This is a genomic window from Nitratidesulfovibrio sp. (assembly GCF_040373385.1).
Classification (GTDB): Bacteria; Desulfobacterota; Desulfovibrionia; order Desulfovibrionales; family Desulfovibrionaceae; genus Cupidesulfovibrio.
On the sequence record NZ_JBDXXH010000003.1, the window covers coordinates 565,152 to 590,412 of the forward strand.

The 25,261-nt window shown below is 67.9% G+C and carries 21 protein-coding genes; 15 read left to right on the forward strand and 6 right to left on the reverse strand.

The annotated features are described in order from the left end of the window. Positions 1–1,624: excinuclease ABC subunit UvrC (gene uvrC / locus ABWO17_RS08220; protein ID WP_353117421.1), on the reverse strand; the 1,624-nt coding region annotated here is incomplete at its 3' end. Positions 1,625–1,978: 354 nt separating this feature from the next. Between uvrC and ABWO17_RS08225 the strand changes: the two genes are divergently transcribed. Continuing rightward, positions 1,979–3,361 carry an outer membrane homotrimeric porin gene (locus ABWO17_RS08225; RefSeq protein WP_353117423.1) on the forward strand — a complete coding sequence of 461 codons (1,383 nt, stop codon included), beginning with the start codon at positions 1,979–1,981 and terminating at the stop codon, positions 3,359–3,361. Positions 3,362–3,753: 392 nt separating this feature from the next. Beyond that, the gene (locus ABWO17_RS08230) at positions 3,754–5,178 is read left to right on the forward strand and encodes an outer membrane homotrimeric porin (protein ID WP_353117425.1); all 1,425 of its coding nucleotides are present in this window, start codon (positions 3,754–3,756) and stop codon (positions 5,176–5,178) included. A 201-nt stretch (positions 5,179–5,379) separates the two neighbouring features. Here the strand turns inward: ABWO17_RS08230 and ABWO17_RS08235 are convergent, their stop codons facing one another. Next, the gene (locus ABWO17_RS08235; protein ID WP_353117427.1) at positions 5,380–6,051 is read right to left on the reverse strand and encodes a CBS domain-containing protein; all 672 of its coding nucleotides are present in this window, start codon (positions 6,049–6,051) and stop codon (positions 5,380–5,382) included. A 311-nt stretch (positions 6,052–6,362) separates the two neighbouring features. On the opposite strand from ABWO17_RS08235, the gene ABWO17_RS08240 reads away from it, so the two are divergent. Next, positions 6,363–7,229, forward strand: a complete 867-nt coding sequence (locus tag ABWO17_RS08240; protein WP_353117428.1) for a YitT family protein — start codon at positions 6,363–6,365, stop codon at positions 7,227–7,229. Between the two features lie 356 nt (positions 7,230–7,585). Here ABWO17_RS08240 and ABWO17_RS08245 read toward each other — a convergent pair whose 3' ends face one another. Together ABWO17_RS08245 and ABWO17_RS08250 are read right to left on the reverse strand one after the other, a co-directional pair. Continuing rightward, the gene (locus tag ABWO17_RS08245) at positions 7,586–8,620 is read right to left on the reverse strand and encodes a hypothetical protein (protein WP_353117430.1); all 1,035 of its coding nucleotides are present in this window, start codon (positions 8,618–8,620) and stop codon (positions 7,586–7,588) included. Positions 8,621–8,956: 336 nt separating this feature from the next. Further along, positions 8,957–11,482 (reverse strand): tetratricopeptide repeat-containing diguanylate cyclase, encoded by a 2,526-nt coding sequence (locus tag ABWO17_RS08250; protein WP_353117432.1) that lies wholly within the window; start codon positions 11,480–11,482, stop codon positions 8,957–8,959. Between the two features lie 314 nt (positions 11,483–11,796). On the opposite strand from ABWO17_RS08250, the gene ABWO17_RS08255 reads away from it, so the two are divergent. The 10 genes from ABWO17_RS08255 to ABWO17_RS08300 all read left to right on the forward strand — a co-directional run bounded on the left by ABWO17_RS08255 (position 11,797) and on the right by ABWO17_RS08300 (position 18,434). Further along, entirely contained in the window at positions 11,797–12,333 is a 537-nt protein-coding gene (locus ABWO17_RS08255; protein ID WP_353117501.1) for a nitroreductase family protein, read from the forward strand. 5 nt (positions 12,334–12,338) lie between these two features. Next, entirely contained in the window at positions 12,339–12,971 is a 633-nt protein-coding gene (locus ABWO17_RS08260; protein ID WP_502914895.1) for an MBL fold metallo-hydrolase, read from the forward strand. A gap of 89 nt (positions 12,972–13,060) precedes the next feature. After that, positions 13,061–13,318, forward strand: a complete 258-nt coding sequence (locus tag ABWO17_RS08265) for a hypothetical protein (protein WP_353117434.1) — start codon at positions 13,061–13,063, stop codon at positions 13,316–13,318. A gap of 2 nt (positions 13,319–13,320) precedes the next feature. Next, positions 13,321–13,953 carry a flavodoxin family protein gene (locus tag ABWO17_RS08270; protein WP_353117436.1) on the forward strand — a complete coding sequence of 211 codons (633 nt, stop codon included), beginning with the start codon at positions 13,321–13,323 and terminating at the stop codon, positions 13,951–13,953. Positions 13,954–13,956: 3 nt separating this feature from the next. Further along, a complete protein-coding gene (locus ABWO17_RS08275) occupies positions 13,957–14,745 on the forward strand; it encodes a ComF family protein (RefSeq protein WP_353117438.1) in 789 nt (262 codons plus the stop codon). Positions 14,746–14,835: 90 nt separating this feature from the next. After that, positions 14,836–15,573, forward strand: a complete 738-nt coding sequence (locus ABWO17_RS08280) for an SDR family oxidoreductase (RefSeq protein WP_353117440.1) — start codon at positions 14,836–14,838, stop codon at positions 15,571–15,573. 180 nt (positions 15,574–15,753) lie between these two features. Continuing rightward, complete coding sequence (locus ABWO17_RS08285; protein ID WP_353117442.1) at positions 15,754–16,542, forward strand: DUF4198 domain-containing protein; 789 nt, start codon at positions 15,754–15,756, stop codon at positions 16,540–16,542. Positions 16,543–16,808: 266 nt separating this feature from the next. Next, positions 16,809–17,207 (forward strand): response regulator, encoded by a 399-nt coding sequence (locus tag ABWO17_RS08290; RefSeq protein WP_353117444.1) that lies wholly within the window; start codon positions 16,809–16,811, stop codon positions 17,205–17,207. 54 nt (positions 17,208–17,261) lie between these two features. After that, a complete protein-coding gene (locus ABWO17_RS08295; protein ID WP_353117446.1) occupies positions 17,262–17,438 on the forward strand; it encodes a hypothetical protein in 177 nt (58 codons plus the stop codon). A 75-nt stretch (positions 17,439–17,513) separates the two neighbouring features. Then, entirely contained in the window at positions 17,514–18,434 is a 921-nt protein-coding gene (locus ABWO17_RS08300; RefSeq protein ID WP_353117448.1) for a Tim44 domain-containing protein, read from the forward strand. Positions 18,435–18,622: 188 nt separating this feature from the next. On the opposite strand, the gene ABWO17_RS08305 is transcribed toward ABWO17_RS08300, so the two are convergent. Beyond that, positions 18,623–19,114, reverse strand: coding sequence for a peroxiredoxin (locus tag ABWO17_RS08305; RefSeq protein ID WP_353117450.1), 492 nt, complete (start codon positions 19,112–19,114; stop codon positions 18,623–18,625). 239 nt (positions 19,115–19,353) lie between these two features. Then, a complete protein-coding gene (locus ABWO17_RS08310) occupies positions 19,354–21,480 on the reverse strand; it encodes an AsmA family protein (protein WP_353117452.1) in 2,127 nt (708 codons plus the stop codon). Between the two features lie 449 nt (positions 21,481–21,929). Here ABWO17_RS08310 and ABWO17_RS08315 point away from each other — a divergent pair, with 449 nt between their 5' ends. Then, the gene (locus ABWO17_RS08315) at positions 21,930–23,612 is read left to right on the forward strand and encodes a cobyric acid synthase (RefSeq protein WP_353117505.1); all 1,683 of its coding nucleotides are present in this window, start codon (positions 21,930–21,932) and stop codon (positions 23,610–23,612) included. A 163-nt stretch (positions 23,613–23,775) separates the two neighbouring features. Next, a complete protein-coding gene (locus ABWO17_RS08320; protein ID WP_353117453.1) occupies positions 23,776–25,047 on the forward strand; it encodes a hypothetical protein in 1,272 nt (423 codons plus the stop codon). Positions 25,048–25,261 lie beyond the last annotated feature (214 nt).

The following is a 25,261-nucleotide window of genomic DNA, read 5'->3' on the forward strand; positions in this document are numbered from 1 at the left end:
CGGGACGGTCCACGGGACGGTCCACGGGACGGTCCACGGGACGGTCCACGGGACGATCAAGGGCATAGGCGCGCCAGGCGTCGCGCACCGGGCGTCCATCCTCGAAGACCACCATGCCCGCGCGAGTGGACCGGCCCCCGGTGTGCGAAATGTCCACGGCCTCCACCCGGCGCACGGGAGCGGGCAGGTGCAGGGCGCGGGCCAGCAGGTCCGGCAGGGGGGCTTCCGTTTCGCGGCGGGCATGTTCGCGGGCATTGGCTGCGGCCATGTCCACCAGCCGGTTCTCTTCGGGCGAGCGGGGCGCCACGATGCGCACCGGGCCGCCGCGCAGGTCGGCCAGGGTTTCCTCTATGGCGCGCAGGCTCATGTCCGTGGCCGCCAAGGAGGGGAGGGGCGCGGGCGGGGACGCGGCAGCTTCCGACACCGCAGCGGAAGTTACGGCGCCCGGGGCGTGCGGTCCTTTTGCCCCGTGCGACTCGGCTGCATCAGCCAACGTGGCTGCGTCGGTCGATACGGACAATCCGGTCCCCGTTCGGGGTCCGCCCGGCGCAGCTTGTGGCACGGGAGTTCCGGCCTCGACGCCTCGTTCCGGCCTTTCCGGTTCGTCCGTTTCCTCTGGCCCGTCCGCACCATCCGGCCCGTCCACTCCATCCGTCACGGGCAGCCACGGCACCACGATGCGCGAGGGAATGGCCGAATGCGGGCCGTAGAACTGGCCCAGAAAGCTCAGCAGCAGTTCTGGGGCTTCCTCGAAGCCAAGGCCCGGCCACAGGAAGGCCCGACCGTCCAGCACCGCGCCCTGGCGCACGAACAGCACACCAAGGCCCAGCCCGCCGCCGGTATCCACTATGCCCACCACGTCCAGGTCGCCCCCGCCCGGCAGCACGGCGGCCTGGCGCTCCACGGTGCGTTCCACGGCGCGGATCTGGTCGCGCAGTACGGCGGCCCGTTCGAATTCCAGCGCCTCGGAGGCGGTTTCCATCTCCCTGCGCAACTGCCCCACCAGTTCGCCAGAGCGGCCCGAGAGCAGCATTTCCACCCGCTGCACCAGCGCGGCGTACTCGTCCTGCGGCACGTCGAACACGCACGGGGCAAGGCACTGCCCTATAAAATGATACAGGCAGGGGCGCACCCGGTTTTCCAGTGCCCTGTCCGTGCAGCGGCGCAGGGGAAAGGCGCGGTGGATGGCCTTCCACGTGGCGCGGGCCGCCCCGGCGGAGGTGAACGGGCCGTAGTACTGGGCGCCGTCGCGCCGCACGGCGCGTACGATGTCCAGGCGCGGGTAGGGATGCTTTTTTTGCAGGCGAAAGAGCACGTACTGCTTGTCGTCGCGCAGCACGATGTTGTAGCGGGGCCGGTGCTTCTTGATAAGGCTGGCCTCCAGCAGCAGCGCCTCCTTTTCGGTGGTGGTGCTGAGGGTATCCAGCCGTTCGGCCTGGCGCAGCATGGCCAGGGTCTTGGGGGTCTGGGGCGGCGGGGCGCCCTCGGCGGCCTCGCGAAAGTAGGACGCGATGCGTTTGCGCAGGTGCTTGGCCTTGCCCACGTACAGGATGCGCCCGGCGGCGTCCTTGTACAGGTAGACGCCGGGAGTATCGGGAATGCTCGACATGACGGGCTTTTGCATGCGGAAATGGGGCGGCCCGCCGGGGCGGTGCCATGTGTCAAAAACGTGACTTTCGGGTGACGGGCCGTGCGCAGGGGATGGCCAGGGCAAGGGGCGGGGCAAGGGACGCCGCGTTCCTGTCTCACCCATCTCCTCCATCGGGGCCGCGCGCGTCAAGGGTGGACGGGGTGCTAGGGGGGCATGGCCGGGCATTGTGTCGTTTTTTGTCGGAACCGGGCAAAAATCCTCTACCGTAAAAAAAATTTTACACCGGCTCTTGCCAAGGTTTTCCGGGTGGAGTAATTTGCACTCCGAACCTTGTGTTCCCGCGTCAGGAACATCGCACTTGAACCGCAAAGGAAGGAAGGGAAAACAATGAAGCGCATCGTAACTCTGATGCTCGCCGCCATGCTGGTGCTCGGCTCCGTCGCCGGCGCCTCGGCCGCCGACATCAAGGTGAAGGGCCAGTGGGATTTCGCGTTCCAGTGGCTGGACAACACCGACTTCCAGGATGGTGAGCAGGACGGCAACAGCGAAGACGACTTCGGTGCCGTGCAGCGTCTGCGTACCCAGATCGACATCATCGCCAGCGAAAACCTGCGCGGCGTGGTGTTCTTCGAAATGGGCGACACCATCTGGGGTCGCGCCGGTTCCACCGACCAGGGCGGTGCCCTTGGCGCCGACGGCCGCACTGTTGAAGTGAAGCGTTCGTACATCGACTGGACCGTGCCCAACACCGACCTGATGGTCCGCATGGGCATCCAGGGCCTGGCCCTGCCCGGCGCCGTGGCCGGTTCCCCGATCCTCGACGACGACGTGGCCGCCCTTACCCTGTCTTACAAGTTCAGCGACATGGTCAGCCTGACCGGCTTCTGGGCTCGTCCGTACGACACCAGCAGCGGCAACAGCGGCAACGTGCAGAACGACGAAATCGACCTGTTCGGCGCCATCCTGCCCGTGTCCCTCGACGGCGTGAAGATCACCCCCTGGGCGATGTTCGGCTCCATCGGCGAAGACGTGGATCTGACCACCGGCAACAGCGCTTCGCGCACTCAGGCCGCCTACGGTCTGACCTCCATCGGTTACGGCCTTGCCGAAGAAACCACCGCCTGGTGGGGTGGCGCTTCCTTTGAAGTGTCCATGTTCTCGCCCCTGTCCGTCAAGCTGGACGCCATGTACGGCGCCGTTGACGGCGACGACGAAGAAGCCGACCGCTCCGGCTGGTTGGTCATCGGCTCCGTGGACTACAAGATGGACATGATGACCCCCGGCATCTTCGCTTGGTACGCCTCTGGTGACGACGACGACGACACCAACGGCTCCGAGCGCATGCCCTACATCTCGCCCGACTTCGGTCCCACTTCGTTCGGCTTCGACAAGGTCGGCGCCCCCATCGCCACCGACTCGCTGGTGTCCGTCAGCGGCACCGGCATGTGGGGCGTTGGCGTGCAGCTGGCCAACATCTCCTTCGTGGAGAACCTGAAGCACACCGTTCGCGTTGTGTACATGGAAGGCACCAACGACGAAGACATGGCCAGCGTCGCCAGCATTCGTCCCGATGCCGTCAACGGCCTGTACCTGACCGACAAGGACAGCGCCATCGAAGTGAACTTCGATCACTTCTACAAGATCTACGAGAACCTGGACCTCATCGTCGAAATGGGCTACATCAAGCTCGACGCCGACGAAGACACCTGGGGTTCCGACGACTTCAGCGACGCCTGGAAGCTCGGCTTCAACCTGAAGTACAGCTTCTAAGGCGCAGTGTTCCTGACGCATCCCGAGGGGGAGGCCGCAAGGCCTCCCCTTTTTGTATGTAGAAAACCCCGCGCCACGCGCGGGGTTTTTGCTGTCCATGTACGGAAGTCTTATCGTGGTATGGGGCATAACAGTTCCGGGGGGCATGCGCAGACGGAACGGGCTGTACCTGGTGGAGGGTGCGGTGTTAGCGGCGCCCATGTGACAATTGGGGTGGTGTAGGTGCGTGCTGAACCGCGCAATGCTGTTGTTGCCATTTTTGTCGTACAAAAAATGTGCTTGGCAGCGGGGAAAAAGAGCCTGTCGCACGATTGTTGCCAAAATTTTAAACTTCCGGTAGGTAGTGCGGGTGGTTTCAGGCAACCCCAACCGCAAAGAAGGAAGGAGATTCCATGAAACGTTTTGCTACCCTGATGCTGGCCTTCGCGCTGGTGCTGGGCGCCTTCTCCGCTGCCCAGGCCGCCGACATCAAGGCCAAGGGCGTGTGGGCGTTCGATTTTTCGTGGCTGGACAGCGGCGACTACACCTCTGCCGATGACGACGGCAACAGCGACGACGACTTCACCGCCAGCCAGCGCTTCCGCACCCAGATCGACATCATCGCCAGCGAATCCCTGAAGGGCGTCGTGTTCTTCGAAATCGGCAACACCATCTGGGGCCGCGCCGCCAGCTCCGGTACTGACCAGGGCGGCGCCCTGGGCGCCGATGGTCGCACCGTCGAAGTGCGCCGTTCGTACATCGACTGGATCGTGCCCAACACCGACCTGAAGGTCCGCATGGGTATCCAGGGTCTCTCCCTGCCCGGCGCCGTGGCGCCTTCCTCGCCCGTGCTTGATGACGACGTGGCCGGTCTTACCCTGTCCTACGCCATCAACGACACAGTCGGCGTGACCGCCCTGTGGGCTCGCCCCGCCGACACCAACAGCGGCAATAGCGGCAACAGCCAGCAGGACGAAGCCGACGTGTTCGCCCTGATCGTGCCCGTGACCCTGGACGGCTTCAAGATCACCCCCTACGGCGTGTACGCTTCCGTGGGCAAGGATGCCAGCTTCTCCGGTTCCACCAACGGCGGCTGGGAATTCGGCCAGGGCATGCTGAGCATGGCCGAAACCATCGGCGGCGGCATCGATTCCTCCTCCGATACCTACGGCGCCTGGTGGGGCGGCGTGGCGTTCGAAATGAGCGCCTTCGCTCCCTTCTCCCTGAAGCTCGACGCCATCTATGGCTCCAAGACCGCCGACGACGACGCCGAATCCGCCGAACGCGCTGGCTGGCTGGTTGCCGCCCTTGCCGAGTACCAGCTCGACATGGTGAAGCCCGGCATCCTGGCCTGGTACGGCTCTGGTGAAGACGACGACATCACCGACGGTTCCGAACGCATGCCTTCCATCTCCCCCACCGGTTGGGGCGTGACCAGCTTCGGCTTCCCCGGTTCCGTGTACCGTCAGGACACCTACTTCGGTCTTAATGGCGCTGGCACCTGGGCCGTGGGCCTGCAGCTGGCCGACATCACCTTCATGGAAAACCTGTCGCACGTGTTCCGCGTGGTCTACATGCAGGGCACCAACGACGCCGATTCCATCAAGGGCAACTCCGCCGCCATCACCGCGTTCGCTCCCGCCTCTGGCGAAGTGTTCCTGACCGACGAAGACAGCGCCATCGAAGTGAACTTCGACACCACCTACAAGATCTACGAGAACCTTTCCCTCGTGGTCGAAATGGGCTGGATCAAGCTCGACATGGACGAAGACACCTGGGGTTCGGACGACTACTCCGACGCCAAGAAGCTGGTCTTCAACTTCATCTACGAGTTCTAAGCCTTACCCTGCCTGAAACCGCACACCCCGCCGGGGGCCGCGAGGCCCCCGGTTTTTTTTCGGAACCTGAAAGAAGGGCAAACTCCGGGCAGCAGGCACGAAAAAACGGCCCGCACCTCTTTGGGTGCGGGCCGTGTGCGGTCCAAGGGAGGGGGGAGGGGGCTGGGGGCAGCCGGATCGCGGGACTTCCCGGTGCGCTTGCTAGGCGGGGTGCACGTTGTCGCGCGCCCAGTACATCAGCGAGAAGCGGCTCTTTACCGCCTCGATGATGCGGTTTTCCTCGGCGCGGTCCATGGGCAGGATGCGGATGTACACCCGGCGGGTGGGTCCGTTGCTGTCGTCCATGGAGGTGAGGATGGAGATGATGCGCGCGTTGTGTTCGCGTAGGGTGTCCACGATGGGCTTCAGCGTGCCGGGGGTGTTCTCCAGTTCGAAGGCGAACTGCACGCCGCCGTGGCGCACCCCGGTGATGGTGATGAGCACCTTGAACACGTCGCTGTCGGAAATGATGCCCACCAGCTTGCCCGCGTCGTCGATGACCGGCAGGCCGCCGATGCGCTTTTCGATCATGTTCAGGGCCACGGTTTCCACCGTGTCGTCGGCGCGCACCGTGAACGGGTCGCGCGTCATGATGTCTTTAACCTTGATTTCGGAAAGCAGATAGTACAGCTCGTGCATGTCGAGCGTGGTGGCCTTGGAGGGCGATGCTTCCTTGATGTCCCGGTCGGAGACGATGCCGATCAGGCGGCCTTCGGCGTCCACCACGGGCAGGCGGCGGATGCGGTTTTCCTTGAGGATCTTGGAGGCCTTCATCATTGACGTATCGGGCGTTACGGTGATGACATCCTGGGTCATCCATTCGCGAATGAGCATGGGGTGAATCCTCCTTCGTGGCGGATGGTACGCGTTGATGGACTAGGTATCCTGTTGGAACCATTCTATACCTGTTTTCGGTCGGAGCACAACCTCCCCCCAGGCGTCCGGCGGGAAGAACCGCGCGGAATCCTGCCGGGTTGCCATGCCCGATAGTGCTGGACCGACAGGGCAGGACCGACAGTGCAAGGCCGCCATGGCGGGGCTGTCCGGTCGGGGTGAGTGGTGGTAGAATGGGCAGCCGAGCGTCGTTTCATGACCGGCACGGACACGCCTTGTCCCGGTGCCGGCGGACAACACAGAGGAATCAGATGTTCGAACGCGAATTGCGCAACGTCAGCATGACCGTGTGGTGGAACCTTGCGCTGCTGACCATCGGGGGCGTGCTGTTCTCGCTGGGCATGAACGCCATTGCCGTGCCGCACGGGTTCATTTCCGGCGGCATATTCGGCACGGGCATCTACATCTACTATGCCACGGGTGTGCTGTCGCCCGCCATATGGTATCTGCTGCTCAACCTGCCCATCTTCGTGCTGGGCTGGCTGTTCGTCAGCCGCCGCTTCTTCCTGTACAGCCTGTACGGCACGGCGGTAACCACCATCGCCGCGCAGTTCATCACCTGGCAGGCACACATCGCCAATCCGCTGCTGGCGGCGGTGGCGGCCGGTACCGTGTGCGGGGCGGGCCTTGGCATCGTGTTGCGTTCGCTGGGCAGCGAGGGCGGCACGACCATCATCGCCATCATACTCCACCAGCGCTGGGGCATGCGCGTGGGGCAGGTGAGTTTTCTCTACAACTTCCTGCTGTTCATGGTGGGTCTGGCCACGCTGGACGTGGACATGGTGCTCTATTCCGTCATCCTGGTGTACACGTATTCGCAGGTGATGGATTACGTGCATTCGCTGTTCAACCAGCGCAAGATGGTGTTCATCATTTCCGAATGTTCGGAATGCATTGCGGCGGAGATATTGCAGCACCTGCATCGGGGTGCGACATTTCTGCAAGGCAAGGGAGCCTTCACCGGGCGGGACAAGCAGGTGCTGATGACCGTGGTGCAGAATTACCAGCTGAAGCGGCTGGAAGAAACGGTGTTTCGCCACGACCCCAACGCGTTCATGATCGTGGAGAACACCTTCAACGTGTTGGGGACGGGGTTTTCCTCGCGCAAGGTATATTAGTCGGCGCGGCACGGCATGTGCCGGGGCGGACCGGGCGTACGGAACCGCCCGGACGGTGCCGATTGAGGCTTCAGAACGTTGCGGCGGGCAGGGAATACCCTGTCCGCCGCGTGCTGTTCGTGCCGCGCCGGGGGTGTGGATGGGCGCGGCCTGCCCGCCGGAAGCCGCCTGCACGGCATCTGCTGGCGACGGGCGCGACGCCGGACACGGGCACGGAGCGGGCAGGGCTAGGGCAGGGCGGAAAGGGCCGTGCCAGCCCCGGTTTCTGTGCCAGCGCAAGACGCACCGACGGCGGGTGTCGGGCGCGGAGTAAGGGGGGCAACGGTGCCGCCGGGCGCGATGAAGGCTGCCCTGCGTCAATCCGTCTCGATGAGGTGCAGGCTTGCGCACAGGGCGGCCATGGCGTCGGTATCTGGGCCTTCGGCGCAGCGCAGGCATATCGCCAGCAGCTTGTTTTCGTCCCCCACGAGCCATGCCGCGCCTTCCTCGTGGGTGGTGGTGCGCGCCAAGCCGCGCAGCATCGGTAGGGCGCCCAGCAGGGAATGGCGCGCCACGCGTTGCCAGAAGGCGGCTTCGCGGGCACGGGGTGGTTGGCAGTGGGGCAGGCGTGAATGCACCTCGCGGGTGTCCAGCCCGGCCCGGCGGGCGGCCCAGTGGCGCAGGGGCAGCCCCTGCAGCACCACGTTGGCGGGTGAAAGCCGCTCTATGGACAGGGTGTCCGCCCCCCGGCGAAAGTGCAGGGCGCACAGCCCCGGCCTGAAGGTGAAGGTGCGCAGGGCGAAACCGGCGGGCACGGAAAGCTCCAGGTCGTGCAGTCGGAAAGGTGCTGCCTTGTGCCGAGGGTGCAGGCGCAGTGTGGACAGCACCGCCGCCGCTTCCAGCAGGGCTGCCTCGTCGGGTTGCGGGGGGTGCAACCGGGTAATGGCGGGTGCCGTGCGGAATCCTGCGGTTTCCCTGCTGTCATGTGCGTCAGGCGAAGCGGGGGCGGCAGGGGGATCGGGAGAAACGGCGGGCGCTGGGGCAGTCGCGGGCAGCGACGGAAAGCGCACCTGGATGCAACTGCCAGCCTCGCCATCGTGCCCCAGCACGCCGCAGCCCCCGTGCCAGGCAAAGGGGACGTAGGTCAGCCGGGGGCGCAACGCGGCCAGCACCTGCGCCCAGCGGGCGGGCACCCGGCGCGGGTCGGCAGTGAAGCCGGGCAGGCGACGGTTTTGGCGTTCCAGGGCCGCGCGGCGGCGAGGGATGGAAAAATCGGCGGGGTCGGGCCGCCACGCGCACTCCAGCGCGATACGGCCGTGCCGGGCCAGCGACAGGAAATGTGCTTCCACGTCGGCGGGCTGCCAGTCGGACGGGGCGGAAAGGCTGATGCCGTTCCAAGCGATGCGCCGCACGTGCGGCGCTGATGATGGGGGGGCGGGGTCCATGTGGTCCGGTCAGGGTACCGGCGGGGTCGGGGGGGGGGGGACGGGCTGCGGCCACGCGCGGCCACTGCGGGCCGTTGCGGTTGCGGTGAGGCAGGGGGGAACGTCCGTGGCGTTCCGGGCATCGGGTCCTCACACTGAAAGAGTACCCAATCAATTGGCAGGGCGCAAGGGGCGCGCAATGCAGCCAGCCCCCGTGTGGCTCCCCATGCCGTCCCCGTGCGGGCTTGTCGCCTCCGTGCCGCCCGTTTGCGGCCTGCCCCGCCTGCGCGGCAGCGTGCGGGCCACTGCGCTACGCCATGTTCCTCAGCGTTCCCCGGCGCGCAGCAGGGCCTCGCGGGCGTCATGGTCGCGCCCCCGCACTTGCAGGGCGCGGGCCAGTTCCAGCCAGCCCTGCTTCAGGTCGGGGCGCAGGGCCACGCTTTGCCGGGCCATCACTTCCGCGATTTCCGGGTCCTCGCCGCCGTCCAGGTACAGCCGGGCCATGAGTTGCAGGGCTATGGCGTCCTGCGGGTTGTGCAGCAGCGCCTCGTGCAGGTGCTCGCGGGCCTCGTCGGGGCGGCCCTGACGCATGCACAGCCGGGCCAGGTGGCGGCAGGTAAGCGCCGCGCCCCCGTCCAGTTTCGCGGCCTTGGTGTAGTACTGCCGGGCCTGGGCGAAGCGCTTCTCGCCTTCGGCCAGTTGGCCCAGGCGGATCAGGGCGTAGACATGCCCCGGCGCGTTGCGCAGGCACTTGCGGAAGCAGTCGCGCGCCTCCGCAGCTTCGCCCTCGGACTGGCAGACCGTGCCCAGGTTGTACAGGGCCATGGGGTCGCCGGGTTTGCGCGTCAGCGCCTCGCCGAAGTGGCGCCGCGCCTCGGAATGCCGCCCCAGCCCTGCCATGCACACCCCCAGCGAATTCCAGGCCATGGTGTTGCCTTCGTCCGCCAGCAGGGCCAGTTTGTATTCCTCTATGGCCCCGAAGGTGTCGCCCAGGCTGTAGCGCTTGTCCGCGCTGATGTTCAGCGCCAGAGAATCCAGCACGCCCACGCGCGGCGCGGGCAGCAGCATGGCGTATTCCAGGGCCTTCAGGCAGTTTTCCAGCGCGTCGGCCTTGCGGTAGCTGAGGTACGGATGGCAGGCCACCCCTACGGCGGCCCCGATGCGCAGGCGGCGTTCCAGTTCGTGGCACAGCGCGCCGTATGTTTCCCGCGCCCCGCCCGTTCCGACGGGGCCATCGGGCGTCATGCCGGGGTGGAAGAAGATCAGGCTGTTCAGGCCGTAGCGTCCGCCCAGGGCCTGCGGGCCCAGAAGGTCGCGGCACAGTTGGGCGGCCTCGGCCATGAGCTGTTCCGGATGCGCGGCACGGCCTTCCGGCTCGCGGCCCTCGTCCGACAGCCGGATGAGCGCCAGGGCAAAAGCGTCGCAGCGTTCGCGCTCCGCGCTCCAGCGGGCCAGGAAGTCGCCGTGGCGGAACAGCCCGGTCAGGGGATCGGTGCGTGGGGCTTCGCCTGCGCCGTCGCGCACGGTGACGCCCTTTTCCTCGGGCAGCAGGGTCAGCCGGTCGCCGGGTTCCACCGGCCAGGTGGGGTCGCCCACGTGCATGATTTCAGCCAGCGAGGTGTTGTCGCGCACTTCCATCAGCACCACCTCGCCCTTGTACAGGGGCTGGCGCGGCTCCTGCGAGCCGCCGCGCACGGGGTAGGCCACCGACCACACGGAAAAGCGCTGCCCTTCGCGGGCGTTCATGTTGCCGCCAAGGCTCACCACCACCCGTGACAGGGGCAGGGTTTCCAGCACCCGGCCACCTTCGGCCAGGATGCGCGAAAAGCCCATCACCGGTACGCCGGGCGCGGCGTCGCCCTTGCCGTCGCCGTCGCCCGGTGCCAGTGCGGCGGCCTCCACGGCCACGGCGGCGGCCATGCGCGATTTGCGCAGCAGCACCCGGGCCTGTTCGCCGTGGTCACGGGCAAAGGCCGCGCCTTCCATGTCCTGCGGGTAGACGGCGAACCCGGCGGAAACGGTCACCCCCACCGGTTCGTCGGTGAGCCCGCAGGTGATGGTCACCCCACGCAGGCGGCGCACCATGTCCACGGCCAGCTTGCGGCAGCCACCGGACGTGCCAGCAGGCACGAACAGGGCGAATTCGAAGTCTCCGGTGCGGGCGGCCAGCGCCTGTTCCGGCGCGGCGCGGCGCAGTTCTTCGGCCAGCGCGGCGATGAGTCGGTCGGCGAAGACGTAGCCGTGGTCTCGCGCCACCTCGCGCAGGCTGCCCAGGCGCACGGCGATGACGCCCATGCTGGCCCGGTGCCCGGCGACCAGGTCGCACTTGCCTTCCGACGCGGTGGAAAAGCAGTCGCGGATGCAGTCCACCTCGCGCGCTATGGCGTCGAGCAGATGTTGGCGGGTGGCCAGCCCCGTAACCGGGTCGGTCAGGCTGGCCTTGTACAGTTGCAGGTTTTCCAGGCACAGCCCGGCCACGCCCGGCAGCACGGGCGAAAGCGCACGCGCCGTGCGCGCGGGCACGCCGCGCGCCACGAACACGCCCAACTGTTCGCCCTGATGCATCAGCGGGACCAGCAGCTTGCGTTCCTGCGGCAGCCACAGCGGTTCCGGGCCGCTGGCGGCACGGGGAAAATACAGGCTGTATGCCTTGAAGGACAGCACGCGGGCCATGGCGTCGCGCAGGCGGTGTTCGAATGCGATCAGGTCGCGCCGGGTAAGCGGTACCTGTCGCACGGGCTGGCCCGGATTTTCGGACCGAGCGGCCCGCGTCGAAGGGCAGGTGGTGTCGGCGGGCTGGAAACTGTCGGGCGCGGCGGCGCCTGGTGCTGTGGGCTGCTTCATGGACATGGCTTATACCGTTTTTTCGCACCGTTGGAAAGTCGTGCGCAGTTGTGCGCGGCAAGGTGTGCCATGGCCCGGAGGCGAGGCGGAGCACCGTCCGGTGCACGCGGGGAATGGTTGAACCGGGCGGTGGCTTGGGCTATGGTTCAAATCGTCCGGTCAGGCCAGACTGGTGCGGCCAGACTGGTGCGACCAGCCAACTGTGACCGGACTGGCGCGTACCTGTCCGCCGGGCACCACAACCCGTCACTCTCCGAGCGGCACATCCGTTTCCGACAAATTTTCCTGAAGCATTTACCAAGAAACTACCCATGACGGACATGACGGACCCGCATATTCCCGATGCATCCCGCGCCGTGCTCGACGCCCTGCACGAGCGGCGCAGCATCCGCCGCTTTACCGGCGAACCGGTCACCCGCGACGAGGTCGTGGCCCTGCTGGACGCGGCCCGCTGGGCACCCAGCGGCCTGAACAACCAGCCGTGGCGTTTTCTGGTGGTACGGCCCGGCGACCCCAGGCAGGAGGCGCTGGCGGGCTGCACCAAGTACGCCCGCATCGTGCGCGACGCCGGGGTGCTGGTGGCCGTGTTTCTCGACCGGGAGACATGCTACCACCCCATGAAGGACCATCAGGGCGCGGGGGCCTGCATCCAGAACCTGCTGCTGGCCGCCCACGCGCTGGGCCTTGGCGCGGTGTGGCTGGGCGAGATCGTCAACCAGGCTGACCAAGTGGAACAGGTCCTTGGCCTGCCCGCCGGACGGTATGAATTCATGGCCCTCATCGCGGCCGGGCGCCCCGCCCAACGCGGATCGTCCGATCGCGTCCCCCTTGAAACACTGCTGCTGGAGGCCCTGTGAGCCCTGTGAAGCCGCGCATTTCCACCTTTCCCATGGGGCCGCTGGAGACCAACGGCTATCTCGTGCACCTGGGCGGGGCTGCCGTGGCCGTGGACCCCGGCGGCATGCCGCGTCCCCTGCTCCAGTACGCGGAAAAGAACGGGCTTGCGCTTACGCACATCCTGATCACCCATCTGCACTTCGACCACATCTACGGCGCGGCGGCCCTGGCGGAAGCCACTGGCGCGCCGGTGCTGGCAAGTGCCGCCGATGCCTTCCTGATGGAGACGGAACTGGGCCGGGGCGGAGCCTTCGGCTTTCCGAAGGTGACGCCGTTCAGCTACCAGCCGGTGGAAGAGGGCGAGCTGGAATTGGGCGCCATCGCCTGCCGCGCCCTGGCAACGCCGGGCCACACGCCGGGCAGCCTGTCGTTCCATTTTCCGCAGGCGGGCGCGGTGATCGTGGGCGACCTGCTGTTCCACCGGTCCATCGGCCGCACGGACTTTCCCGGCGGCGACCTGGACGCCCTGCGCCGTTCGGTGGTGCAGAAGATATTTACCCTGCCCGACGACACCGTGGTCTACCCCGGCCACGGGCCGGAAACCACCGTGGGTTCCGAAAAATTGAACAACCCGTACTTCACGGAGTTTTCCCTGTAGCCTTTACGTACAGGCTGTTATATGCGGAGCCTATGGACATGCCGGAACCGCTGCTCGTCGATTTGCGCGCCACCTGCTGAGGGGTGGGCATGGAGGTAGGTTGGTACCTCCGTTTCAAGCCGGATGCGGCTCTGGTGTTTCTGGTCGGCCACGGGTCCGTGGATGCGGCGCTGGGTGCGCTGCACACGGTTTCCGGCTGGCTGGCCGATGTCACCCGGCACGAGAGCCATGCGGAAATCCGCTTCCGGCGAGGCACGCCGGACGGCGACGACGCGCGGCAGCACGGGCCGACGGGGCCAAACGATGCCGGTGGGGGGCGCCACACCGGGGGGCACGGCAAGGAGTAGCCATGAACACAAGCACCATTCCTGCCCGGGCGTTGTCATGCAGCCCGCGCGCCAACGGCAACAGCGACAAACTGGCTGCGCTGTTCGCGCGCGGATTCGCCGAGGCTGGCGGCAACATAGAGGTCACGCTGATGCGCCAGTACGAGGTGCGCCCCTGTGTGTCCTGCTACCGCTGCCAGCACGATCCCAACGGCTGGTGCTTCCTGGAGGGCACCGACCGCAGTGCGCCGCTGTTCTCCATGCTGCACGAGGCACCCGCGCTGTTCTTTGCCGCGCCGGTGTTCTTCTATCACCTGCCTGCCATGTTCAAGGCCTTCATCGACAGGGGCCAGTCGTACTGGTTGCGGCGCGAGGCGGGCGATGTGCGCCTGCTGTCCCTGCCGCGCCGCACGGCCTGGGTGGCCCTGGTGGCCGGTCGCAAGAAGGGCGAGCACATCTTTGACGGCAGCCTGCTGACGTTGCGTTACTTCCTTGCGGCGTTCAACATCACCCTGGCCGAACCGCTGCTGCTGGCGGGCTATGACGGCCCGGACGACATCGCCAACGATCCGACAACCTGCGCGCGGGTGCTGGAATACGGCGGCAACGCCGCGCGGGCCATGTTCGACGGTCAGGCCATGGCCGTGAACCAGTAGCCGGTGCATCCCTTTCGGGCACGCCTTCTGGCGTGGGCGCGTGCCTGCGGCCTGGCCGAGGTGCGTTGCGCCGCGTGCGGCAGGCCGTGCGACGGGCATGCCGCCGCACCGCCCGGCACGCCGGAATCCTCTTCCCATGCCCCGCCCCTGTGTCCGGCCTGCGCCGTGGCCCTGGCCCCGCGCCGGGGCGGCATTTGCCCGCGCTGCGGCGCGCCGCATGCCCTGTCCGCGCTGCCGGATACCCCCTGCGGGCATTGCCTGGCCACCCCGCCGCCGTGGGCGGCCTTTCGCATGCACGGGCTGTACGAGGGCGCCCTGCGTCATCTGGTGCTGCGGGTGAAATTTGCCGAAGACCATGCCGCGGCACGGTTGCTGGGGGGGCTGTTGGCCACGGCCTGCGCCGACCTGCCCCGGCCCGACGGGGTGGTGCCGGTGCCCCTGCACCCGGAACGGCTGCGGCGCAGGGGCTGCAACCAGTGTCTGGAACTCGCCCGCCTGCCCGCCGCCGTCCTGGGCGTGCCGCTGCGTCCCGGCTGGCTGACCCGCGTGGTACCCACCCGCCCGCAGACCGGGCTTTCACGCCAGGAGCGCCGCAGCAACCTGCGCGGGGCGTTCGTCGCGCACCCGGAAGTGCGCGGCAGGCGCGTCCTGCTGGTGGACGACATCTGCACCACCGGCACCACGTTGGCCCGCGCTGCGGACTGCCTGCTGCGGGCCGGTGCCGTGGCCGTAGACTGCGCCGTGGCGGCGCGCACCCCGGCCCATCCCGTCTCCCCTGACTGGCGCGGATAGCCGCCGCCGGTTGCCGTTATCCGGCCTTTTCCACAGCCCCTTCCCCCTCCACAGCCCAAACCCGCGCGTGGCAACCGCAAGGAGCATGCAATGGAATCGACAGCAAGGAATGCCATCGTCACCGGCGGTTCGCGCGGCATAGGCCGGGCCATCGCCCTGCGCCTGGCGCGGGACGGGTTCGGCGTGGTGGTCAACTACGCCAGCAACGCAGCCGCCGCGCTTGAAGTGGTGGACGCCATCACCACGGCGGGCGGACGTGCCGTGGCCGTGCCCGGCGATGTGGGCGAGGCGGGCGACGTTGAGCGCCTGTTCGACGCCGCGCACGCTGCCTTCGGCCCGGTGGGGGTGGTGGTGAACAGCGCGGGCGTCATGCCCATGCTGCCCATTGCCGGGGGCGATACCGCCGCCTTCGAGAGGGTGATGCGCACCAACCTGACCGGTACCTTCAACGTGCTGTCCCGGGCGGCGAACACGCTCACGGCGGGCGGGCGCATCATTGCCCTTTCCAGCAGCGTCATCGCCAAGTCGTTTCCCGGTTACGGACCGTACATCGCCAGCAAGGCGGGGGTGGAAGGGCTGGTGCGGGTGCTGGCCAACGAACTGCGGGGGCGGTCCATCACCGTCAACGCCGTGGCACCCGGTCCGGTGGCCACGGACCTGTTCCTGAACGGCAAGACCGAAGAACAGATCGCCGCCATCGGCAAGCTTGCTCCCCTGGAGCGGCTGGGCACGCCGGAAGAGATAGCCGCCGTGGTGTCCTTCCTGGCCGGGCCGGAAGGCGGCTGGGTCAATGCCCAGGTGGTGCGGGTGAACGGCGGCTTCGCCTGATTTCCCGTTGCAGCCGACCACGTTCCCCGTAGGAGAGGGCCGAGAGCGCGGGCCAGACGGCCTGCATCTCGGCCCTTGCGTGCTTTTAATGGTGACACGACATGATGTTTCGTGTAACGAAGCATTTCATATTTTACGCTTCGTATTCTTGCACGCATATCAACAGGAAAGGAGTATCCTATGCAGCTTCGCAGGCTTGTCGGCGCGCTGGCGCTGGTGCTCGTCACGGCGGCCCCGGCCCTTGCCCACTTCGGCATGATCATCCCCGACGCCCCGGTGGCCACCGCCACCAAGCGCGCCACCACCGTCACCCTGTCGTTCTCCCACCCCTTCGAGGGGCACGGCATGAACCTGGAACGCCCCCAGGCCTTCGGCGTGGTGCGGGTGGACGGTGACAAGACCGAGCGCACCGACCTGCTGGCCTCGCTGAAGGAAGCCAAGGTCATGGGCAAGGCCGCCTGGAAGACCGATTTCACCTTTCCCAAGCCCGGCGTGTACATGTTCACCATGGAACCCAAGCTGTACTGGGAACCGGAAGAAGACTGCTACATCCAGCACCTGACCAAGGTGGTGGTTCCCGCCTTCGGCAACGAGGACGGCTGGGACACCCCGGCGGGGCTGAAGTTCGAGATCATTCCCCTTACCCGGCCCTTCGGCAATTACGCGGGCGGCGTGTTCACCGGCGTGGCCATGCTGGACGGCAAGCCCGCCCCCGGCGTGGACGTGGAAGTGGAATACTACAATGCCCAGGGCAAGTACGCCGCGCCCACCGAGTTCCACGTGACCCAGGTGGTCAAGACCGACGCCAACGGCGTGTTCACCGCTGCCTGCCCGCTGGCGGGCTGGTGGGGCTTTGCCGCGCTGACCACCGGGCCCGAGCAGGTCAAGGGGCCTGATGGCACCATGAAGGACGTGGAAATCGGCGCGGTGCTCTGGACCCGCTTCGACGCCTTCAAGCCTGCCAAGTAGCGCACGGCGGGCTAACCCGCCGGCTGCGCGCCGCACTGTCCGCCCGGTTCCGGTGTTTGCCGGGGCCGGGCGTTGTCGCATCCGCAGGCCAGCGGAACAGCGCGATAAAGAGGCACTGCACGGCGCATGCAGTGGGTAGGGCGCGTGATTGGTTGCCGCTTGATGGCTTGCATTCCACGGGCGAAGCCTTATGATTGCCCGAACGCCACCGGTGCTGCCTTCACGGCGCACCGGCCCGGCGTCAGAATCGGTCCGGAGGCCTTCCCATGCGCGTGCTCATCGTCGAGGACGACTTCACCAGCCGCAAGTACTTGCAGACCATCCTTGCTCCTTACGGGGTCAGCGACATTGCCGTCAGCGGTGTCGAGGCGGTGGAGGCATTCGCGGCGGCGCTGAACGCGCAGCAGCCGTATGATCTTGTCTGTCTGGACATCATGTTGCCAGAGATGGACGGACAGGAGGCCCTGCGGCGCATCCGCGCCATGGAGCGCGAGCGCGGGGTGGCCCCTGCCGACGAGGTGCCCGTGGTCATGACCACCGCCCTCGACGATCCGCGCAACGTGGTGGAGGCCTATTACAAGGGCGGGGCCACGTCGTACGTGCCCAAGCCCATCGACCGCCAACTGTTCGTGCAGATGTTGAAGGGGCTTGGCGTCATCCGTTGATTGCACCAATCGTCCTTTCACCGCTGGCGTCGCGTGACGTTGCAGTGAAGGAACATGCTGATTGGGGCTGTCTGCGGCTTTGCCGAAGTCATCCTTCCCACGCATCTGCCCGGCGCTCCCGGCCAGAAGCCGCAGCGCCGCCCGTCGCATGCCGCCGTTTCGATGGTGGACCGACGCCGCACCGACACCCCCGTCGTTGCACCGGCCCGATACCTTGCGGGCCGCAACTGATGCGGTATGCCGGTGGGCACAGCCCGCCTGTCTACCCCGACTTCGACCAACCGCACGCAACCATCGGGAGTACCCATGACCCGTACCCGGATTCTTGCCTGTTGCCTGGCCGTGGCCGTGGCCCTTTGCCTGAGCATGACCGACCTCGCCGACGCCAAGCGCCTTGGCGGGGGCAAGTCGTTCGGCGGCAGCCCCAGTTACCAGCGCAGCTTCACACCCAGCCAGCCTTCGCCTTCTTCTCCTGCCAGCCCCAACCTCAACCGGCAGCAGCAGACCCCGCAGCCCGGCCCCGCCACCCCGCAGCAGGCCCCGCGCTCCCGTTTCGGCGGGTTCGGCGGCATTCTGGGCGGCATGCTGGCGGGCAGCCTGATAGGCTCGCTGCTGTTCGGCGGCGGCTTTGGCGGCGTGGGCATGATGGACATGCTGCTCGTGGCGCTGGTGGTTTTCATGGGGCTGAAGCTCTTTGCCGCCCGTCGCGGTAGCACCCCCGCACCGGCCTCCGCTTCCGGTCAGCCCGGCGGCATGCGCCGCGCCGCCGACTACGGCGCCCAGTCCGGCGCCGGGTGGGATGCCCTGCGCGCCGCCCCGGCCACTGCCGCCGACGCACAACCCGCGTCGCCTGGCATTCCCGAGGGCTTCGACACCGAGGACTTCCTGCGCGGGGCCAAGCTGGCCTACAACCGCCTGCAAGCCTCGTGGGACCGGCGCGACCTGGACGACATCGCCCAGTTCACCACCCCCGAGATACTTCGGGAAATCACCCAACAAGCCCAGGACGACCCCAGCCCCTCGCGGACCGAGGTGCTGTACTGCAACGCCAGCGTGTTGTCCGTCACCGAAGAGAAGGGCCGTAGCGTGGCCACGGTGTTCTTTGACGTGCTGATGCGCGAGGATGCCCAGGCCGATGCCCCCAGCCAGGTACGCGAGGTATGGCACTTCGTGCGTACCGGCAACGAGATGTGGCGTCTGGACGGCATCCAGCAGGTGGAAATGTAGCATCGCGCCCGATGCCGGGTGCAGGCGTCTGGCGGCGGATACGCTGCCTTGCGCGCCGTGTGACGTTGAAAGGGGCGGTTTCCCGTGGGTTCACCACGGGAAACCGCCCCGTTTCGTTTGTTCCGTATGGTTCTGTTATCCGTGCGTTGCGACTACGGCATCGGACAGTTGTCGGACGCCGGGCGATGTTATCCTGTCGTCAGCCGCCGCAGTTCGTCCAGCACCGCCTGGGCATGCCCGTCCACCTTCACCGGCGACCACGCCGCCCGCACCGTGCCATCCGGCCCGATGAGGAAGGTGGACCGCACGATGCCGGTCACCGCCTTGCCGTATAGCATCTTGGTGCCGAAGGCGCCGTAGGCCTTGGCCACCGCCCGGTCCGGGTCGCTCAGCAGCACCACGCCCAGGTCCTGCTTCAGCGTGAAGTTGCCGATGGCTTTCGGCGAATCGGGGCTTACCCCGGCCACTGCCGCGCCCGCTGCGGCAAAGTCGGGCAGCATGCAGGTAAAGTCGCGCGCCTCGCGGGTGCAGCCGGGGGTGCTGGCCTTGGGGTAGAAGTAGAGCACCAGCCATGCTCCGGCAAAGTCGGCAAGGGCGCGCGGCGCGCCCGATGCGTCCGCCAGCCGGAAGTCGGGGGCCGCCTTGCCCGGCAGCGAGGCGGCGGTGATCAGTTCGCTCATGGATATGCTCCGTGGTCTGGGGGCTGATGTCCGTGGTTCGTGGGGAATGGGAAGGGGCGGGCACTCCCGGTGCCTCGGGACAGTCCTCGGCAGGGCATGGGCAGCGTGCCGGTGCCGTGCCGTGCGCGGCTCGTTGCCATTCCCCCCGCGTGCGCCCCGAAGACGCGTACGGTCACAATGCCGCCCGGAATGCGCCCACGTTTGGGTGGATACGCATACCGGGCGGCTGTTGGTTCCTGCTACTGCTTCTGGCCCGGCAACAGGCCCTTGATGGCCCCGCCGATGCCCTTCACGGCTTCGCCCCCCTTTTCCACCGGGGCCTGAATGACGCCACCGGCGCCTTCCAGGGTGTTCATCAGCATCTTGGTCGGGTCCACCCCGTAGCTGGGCGAATCCAGCGCGCCACTGATCTTGATGGGGATCTTGGGCAAACCGGTGACGTCGAGCGTGGCGGCGTAATCCACCACGTTGCGGCCAAGGTCGGCGGTGCCCGCGCCCGTGGCGCCGATGCCCGGCGAAACGAACTTGAGGTCCTTGTTGCTGACCACGCCCTTGTCGGCGCGGATGGACGCAGTGAGGCTGTCGAACTTCTGGCCGGACGACCCGGCACGCTTGGATTCCGCGCCCTTGATGCCTTCGGGGATGATCTGGAAGCCGTGGATGGTACCCTGGGTCATGGCCAGCGAGGCCGTGCCCGCCAGGGTGTGCTTGGCGGCGTTCCAGTCGTCGCCGGTGGCGGTGAGGTCGGTCTTCACGTCGGTGCGGGCCGAAACATGGCGCTTGCCCAGCGCGGCCTGTTGCAGTTCGCCCACCTCCACCCCCTTCACGGTGGTGACGATGCGCGACCTGGTCGCTTCGGCGCGGGTGTCGGCGGTGATGTCGCCGTTCACCGCGCCGCCGCCGAGGTTCAGTTGCAGCGGATTGATGCGCACCAGCCCCTTGTCGGCCACCAGACGCACCAGCACGTTGGTCATGGGTACCTTGGCGGCTACCAGCCGTCCGGCCTTGAAGGTGACGTCCGCGTCGATGGTGCGCAGGCTCTTCTTGGCCTCTGCCGTGCCGTCCTGCGGGGCCGCCTTGCCGTCCTTGCCGGCAGCTGGTGCAGCGCCCTTTTCGGGGGCCTTGCCCCCGGCCTGCTTGTCCCCTTCCGGCGGCAGGTAGCGGTCCACGTCGATGGCGTCCAGCGCCAACTCTGCCCGGATGACCTGCACCGCGCCCATCACGGCGGACGCCTTGCCCTGAATGGCGGTGTCGTCCAGCTTGCCGGTGATGGTGCGCACATCCACCTTGGCGGGCGTGGCCTGCACGTCCAGTGTGAGGTCCAGGGCGTCCAGCGCCTTGGGGTCGGCGGTGCGCATGGGGGTGCCCAGCGATTCCAGCGCCTTGCGGGGTGACCCGGCCAGGGTCAGCAGCCCCTCGAACGACTGCGCCCCCAGCGCGGCGGTGCCGTTGGCGCCCACCTTCATGGTGGGTGTGGACAGCGACAGCCGGGCGATGTCCAGCCGCTGCGGCACGGTGTGGAAGGTCAGATCGCCCGCCAGTTCCACCTTGCCGAGCCCGGCGGGCACCACGCCGCCCTTGGGGGTAAGGGTCACGGTCAGTCCGTTCACCCGCAATACCGAGCCGTCCAGGTCGGACTGCACCTTGGCGATGACGGACAGGTCCGCCTCGATGTCCGGCTTCTGGCCGGACATGGCCACGACAAGCTTGATGTCGGCGGGGTCGCCGCCGGGGGCCAGGCCGTTGACGTTGATGTTCAGGTCGCGGGCGCGGAACTGCTGCCCGGTGCCCAGGTCGCGGAAGGACAGCGAGGCCCCGTTCACCGACAGGCTGTCCACGGCCACGGCCATGGGGGCGCCGCCCGAGGCCTGTGGCTGTGCGGGCTGGGGGGTGGGAGCCGCGGGGGACGCGGGCGCTGCCGGAGCCTGGCCGGGCTTGGCGAAGTCCCAGTTGGTGCGGCCATCGGCGGCGCGCACCAGGTTCAGGTGCAGCCCGTCCAGCATCAGTTCCGCCACCTCCACCCGCTTGGACAGCAGGGGCATGAAGGCCACGCGCAGCCCACCGCCCTTGATGCGCAGGAAAATGTCGTCATCCCCAGATGCAGGGGACGGGGCGGGCGCCTTGGGAAAGTCCGGCGGATTGCCGAGGTGCATGGGGCCGAAGGCAACGCCCAGCCACGGAAAGAAGGACAGCGAAAGGTCGCCGTCGAAGACCAGTTCGCGGCCCGTGGCCGAGCGCGCGGCATCGGCGATGCGGCCCTTGTAGTCGTTGGGGTTGATGGTGGCCACCACGATGGCGATGGCTGCGGCGGCAAGGATGACCAGGGCGCCGATGGCGGCGGCCACGAGTTTGAGCGTTCTGTTCATGGCGGTGCTCCCGGTTGGGGGTTGCCGAAGGGGCGGTGGAGGCGGGCCGGGGGCCGCACGGGAACGGCGGCGAAAGAAGGAAAGCCCGAGCCTTTCCGAAAGATAACCCACCGGGGATGTTGGGGCAAGGCGTGAGAACAAATTACGGCGGGGTGTGGGGGATGTGCGCCGTGATGATGGACCGTCTGGCGGGACGGCGGCGGGTAGGGCGATGGGCGGGTAAGGTGGCGGGCATGGCAGTTGCGTAAGGCGGCCCGAACCGGTTTGAATTGGTCCCGAGTTGAGGGAGGCCGCTCTGGCGGAGCGGTGCGATTCGCGCTAGACCTTGGCCCATGAATTCCGTCACTCCCCCGTCCACCCCGACCACTTCATCCTCGGCACCCGCACCGTCCGCATCCCCTGTCCTGCCCGCCGACATTTCGCCCCGCACCTGCCGCACCCCGGCCCTGATGATACAGGGCACCTGCTCCAACGCGGGCAAGAGCATCCTTGCCGCCGCGTTCTGCCGCATCTTCCTGCAGGACGGCCTACGCGTGGCCCCGTTCAAGGCGCAGAACATGGCGCTCAATTCCTGCGTCACCCCCGACGGGCTGGAAATGGGCCGGGCGCAGGCGGTGCAGGCGGCAGCCTGTCGGCTGGACCCGGACGTGCGCATGAACCCGGTGCTGCTGAAGCCCTGTTCCGACGTGGGGTCGCAGGTCATCGTCATGGGGCGGCCCGTGGGCGTCATGCGGGTGCGCCAGTACGTGGGCTACAAGCCGCAGGCGCGCGACGCGGCCTTTGCCGCCTACGACAGCCTGGCGGCAGAGCACGACGTGATGGTTATCGAGGGGGCGGGCAGCCCGGCGGAAATCAACCTGAAGGCCCACGACATCGTGAACATGGCCATGGCCCGCCATGCCGGGGCGCGGGTGCTGCTGGTGGGCGACATCGACCGGGGCGGGGTGTTCGCCGCGCTGGTGGGCACCATGGAACTGCTGGAGGACTGGGAACGCAATCACGTGGCGGGCTACCTGCTGAACAAGTTCCGGGGCGATGCCAGCCTGCTGGACCCAGCGCTGGAGTTCATGAAGGAGCGCACCGGGCGGCCCGTGCTGGGCGTGGTGCCGTACCTGCGCGACCTGGGCCTGCCGGAAGAGGACTCCGTGACCTTCAAGGAAGGGCTGCCGGGCCTGCGCCATGGGGCGCCGGGCACGGGGCGGGACGGCGTGCCGGACATCCTGCCGGACATCCTGCCGGACACCCTGTTGGACATCGTGCTGGTGGACCTGCCGCACATCAGCAATTTTACCGACGTGGACGCCCTGCGCGGCGAACCGGACGTGCGGCTGCGCGTGGCCCGCACCCCGGCTGACCTGCCAGCGCCGGACGGCAGGATGCCCGACGCGGTGATCCTGCCGGGCAGCAAGAACACCACCGGCGACCTGCGGGCGTTGCGCGCCACGGGCATGGCCGATGCGCTGGGGAGCCTTGCGCGCAACCCGGACGGGCCGGTGGTGGCGGGTATCTGCGCCGGGTTGCAGATGCTGGGCCTGTGCGTGGCCGACCCGCTGGGGCTGGAAGGCGGCGGAGACGAGCAGGGGCTGGGCCTGTTGCCGGTGCGCACCGAACTGGCGGCGGAAAAGACCCTGCGCCGTACGGTGGGGATGCACCCGCGCAGCGGTCTGCCGGTGTCGGGGTACGAGATTCGTCACGGCATCACCGTGGCCGAGGGAAGCGGCGGGGACGGTGTGGGGGACGATGGCGACGATTCCGTCGGCCCAGTCGACTCGGACAGCCAGATCGGGCCAGACAGCCAGATAGGGTCAGACAGCCAGATTGGCCCCGGCTGCCCCGCAGGTGCGGGCGCTGCCTTCCCCTTCCTGCTGCGCGAGGACGGCGGCCCGCTGGGTTGGGGCACCCACGGGGGGCGGGTGTGGGGCACCTCGCTGCACGGGGTGTTCGATGCCGACGGCTTTCGCAGGCATTTCCTGGACGGGCTGCGCGTGCGCCGGGGGCTGGACCCACTGGGCCGCGTGGTGGCCCCCTATTCGCTGGACCCGGCGCTGGACCGGCTGGCCGATGCCGTGCGTGCCGCCGTGGACATGGACACCATTTACGATATGCTGAACCTGCGGCCAGGCGGGGCGTAGGCTGTCGTTTGCCGCATGGCGCAGGCAGCGCAGGGTTTGCGCGGAGATGATGGGGCATGCCCAGATTCGAAGCAGACCCGCCGCAGAGTCGACCCGGAGTCGCCCCCGACCCGTCGCGACCAGATGCGAACATGATGCGGACCCGACGCGGGAAGGAGAGCCGATGTGTACTGACGGAGAGCAGCGGGCCGAGGCACTGACCCTGTCGGCGGGGTGGCCGGGAATTCGTTCTTGGCAACGTCTGCGCGTGGCGGCCCGGTGGCTGCTGGCGTGCCACCTGACGTGGTTGCTTGCGTGCCTGCCCGGTGCACCCGCCGTGGCGGCAGAAGCGGCAATGCCGCAGGCAACGGCTGACGCAGCCGAGGCCCCCCCCGCCCCGGCGTCGGCGCCTTCCCGGCCTGACGGTTCCGTTTCCGGCAGCCCTGTTTCCGCCGATCCTGCTCCGTCTGGTTCGGCCCTGTCTAGTCCTGCCCAGTCTGGTCCGGCCCTGCTTGGTCCGGCCCTGTCCGATTCCGCGTCGGTCGGGCCTGCGTCCTCCGGCCCCGACACCTCCACCGCCCCCGCCGCCCCAGCCACGGAACATATGCCGAACTTCGGCGACCAGCCCGCCACGGAAGGCGCCGGGGCGCTGTACGCAGAGGCGGTGCGCGTGCTTTCGCAGGTGCGCAGCACCCGCTACACCGGCAGCTACGTGGTGGACGAGGACACGGGCCGCTTCGAGCTGAACTGTTCCGGTTTCCTGTCGCTGCTGCTGTATGAGGTGAACCCCTCGGCGCTGGCCACCGTGGACCGCAGCGGCAAGCACTACCGCCCACGGGCGGAGGATTTTCACCGCAGCATCCTGCGCGCCGGGCCCAAGGGCGACGGCACGGGCTGGCTGCGGCTGGAGCGGGTTTCCGACCTGCGCCCCGGCGATGTGGTGGCCTGGCTGCGGCCCGCCGAACGCAGCGCCAGTTCCGCCACCGGGCATGTGATGGTGGCGCTGGCCACGCCGCGCCTCAATCCGGCCCGGCCCGGCGAGGTGCTGTTGCCCGTTGCCGACTGTACCCTGAGTCCGCACGGTGACCTTGCCGCCATGCGCGAGGTGGGCAGCCCCGGATCGGAGGCGGCGCGGACCGTGTTGCCGACGGGTGCATCGGCTGTGCACCCCGTTGCGGGTCAGGCACTGACCCCCGTGCCCGGCTCATTCTCGGGGCAGACTAGGCCACCGCAGGTGGAGGCGCCCCCGGCCATCGCTCCCGGCCTGGAGCGGGGCAGCGCCGCATGGCTGGCCGCACTGCCCCGCGATACGCGAGAGCCGGGCATCGGCGGCGTGGGCAGCGGGGTCATCGGGCTGGCCACCGACGCCACCGGCCACCCCGTGGCCTACTGGTGGCGAGGTGGAGTTTCGCGCCACCGGCTGGTGACCTCCATCATGCTGGGGCGGCTGGAATAGCCTGATATGCGGGCTGGCGCGGAACGGACGTTGCGAAAGCTGAGTCCTGACAGCACCGGTCACCCCCTGACAGCACCGGTCACCCCCTGACAGCACCGGTCAGTTCCGGCACTGACCAGCCTTCTATCCGCACGAAGTGGCCCGGCAGGGCGGGATGTGTCCCGTACCCCAGCCGGGCCGTGTGCGTTTGCCGGATTCTGCCCCCGGCGTGTCA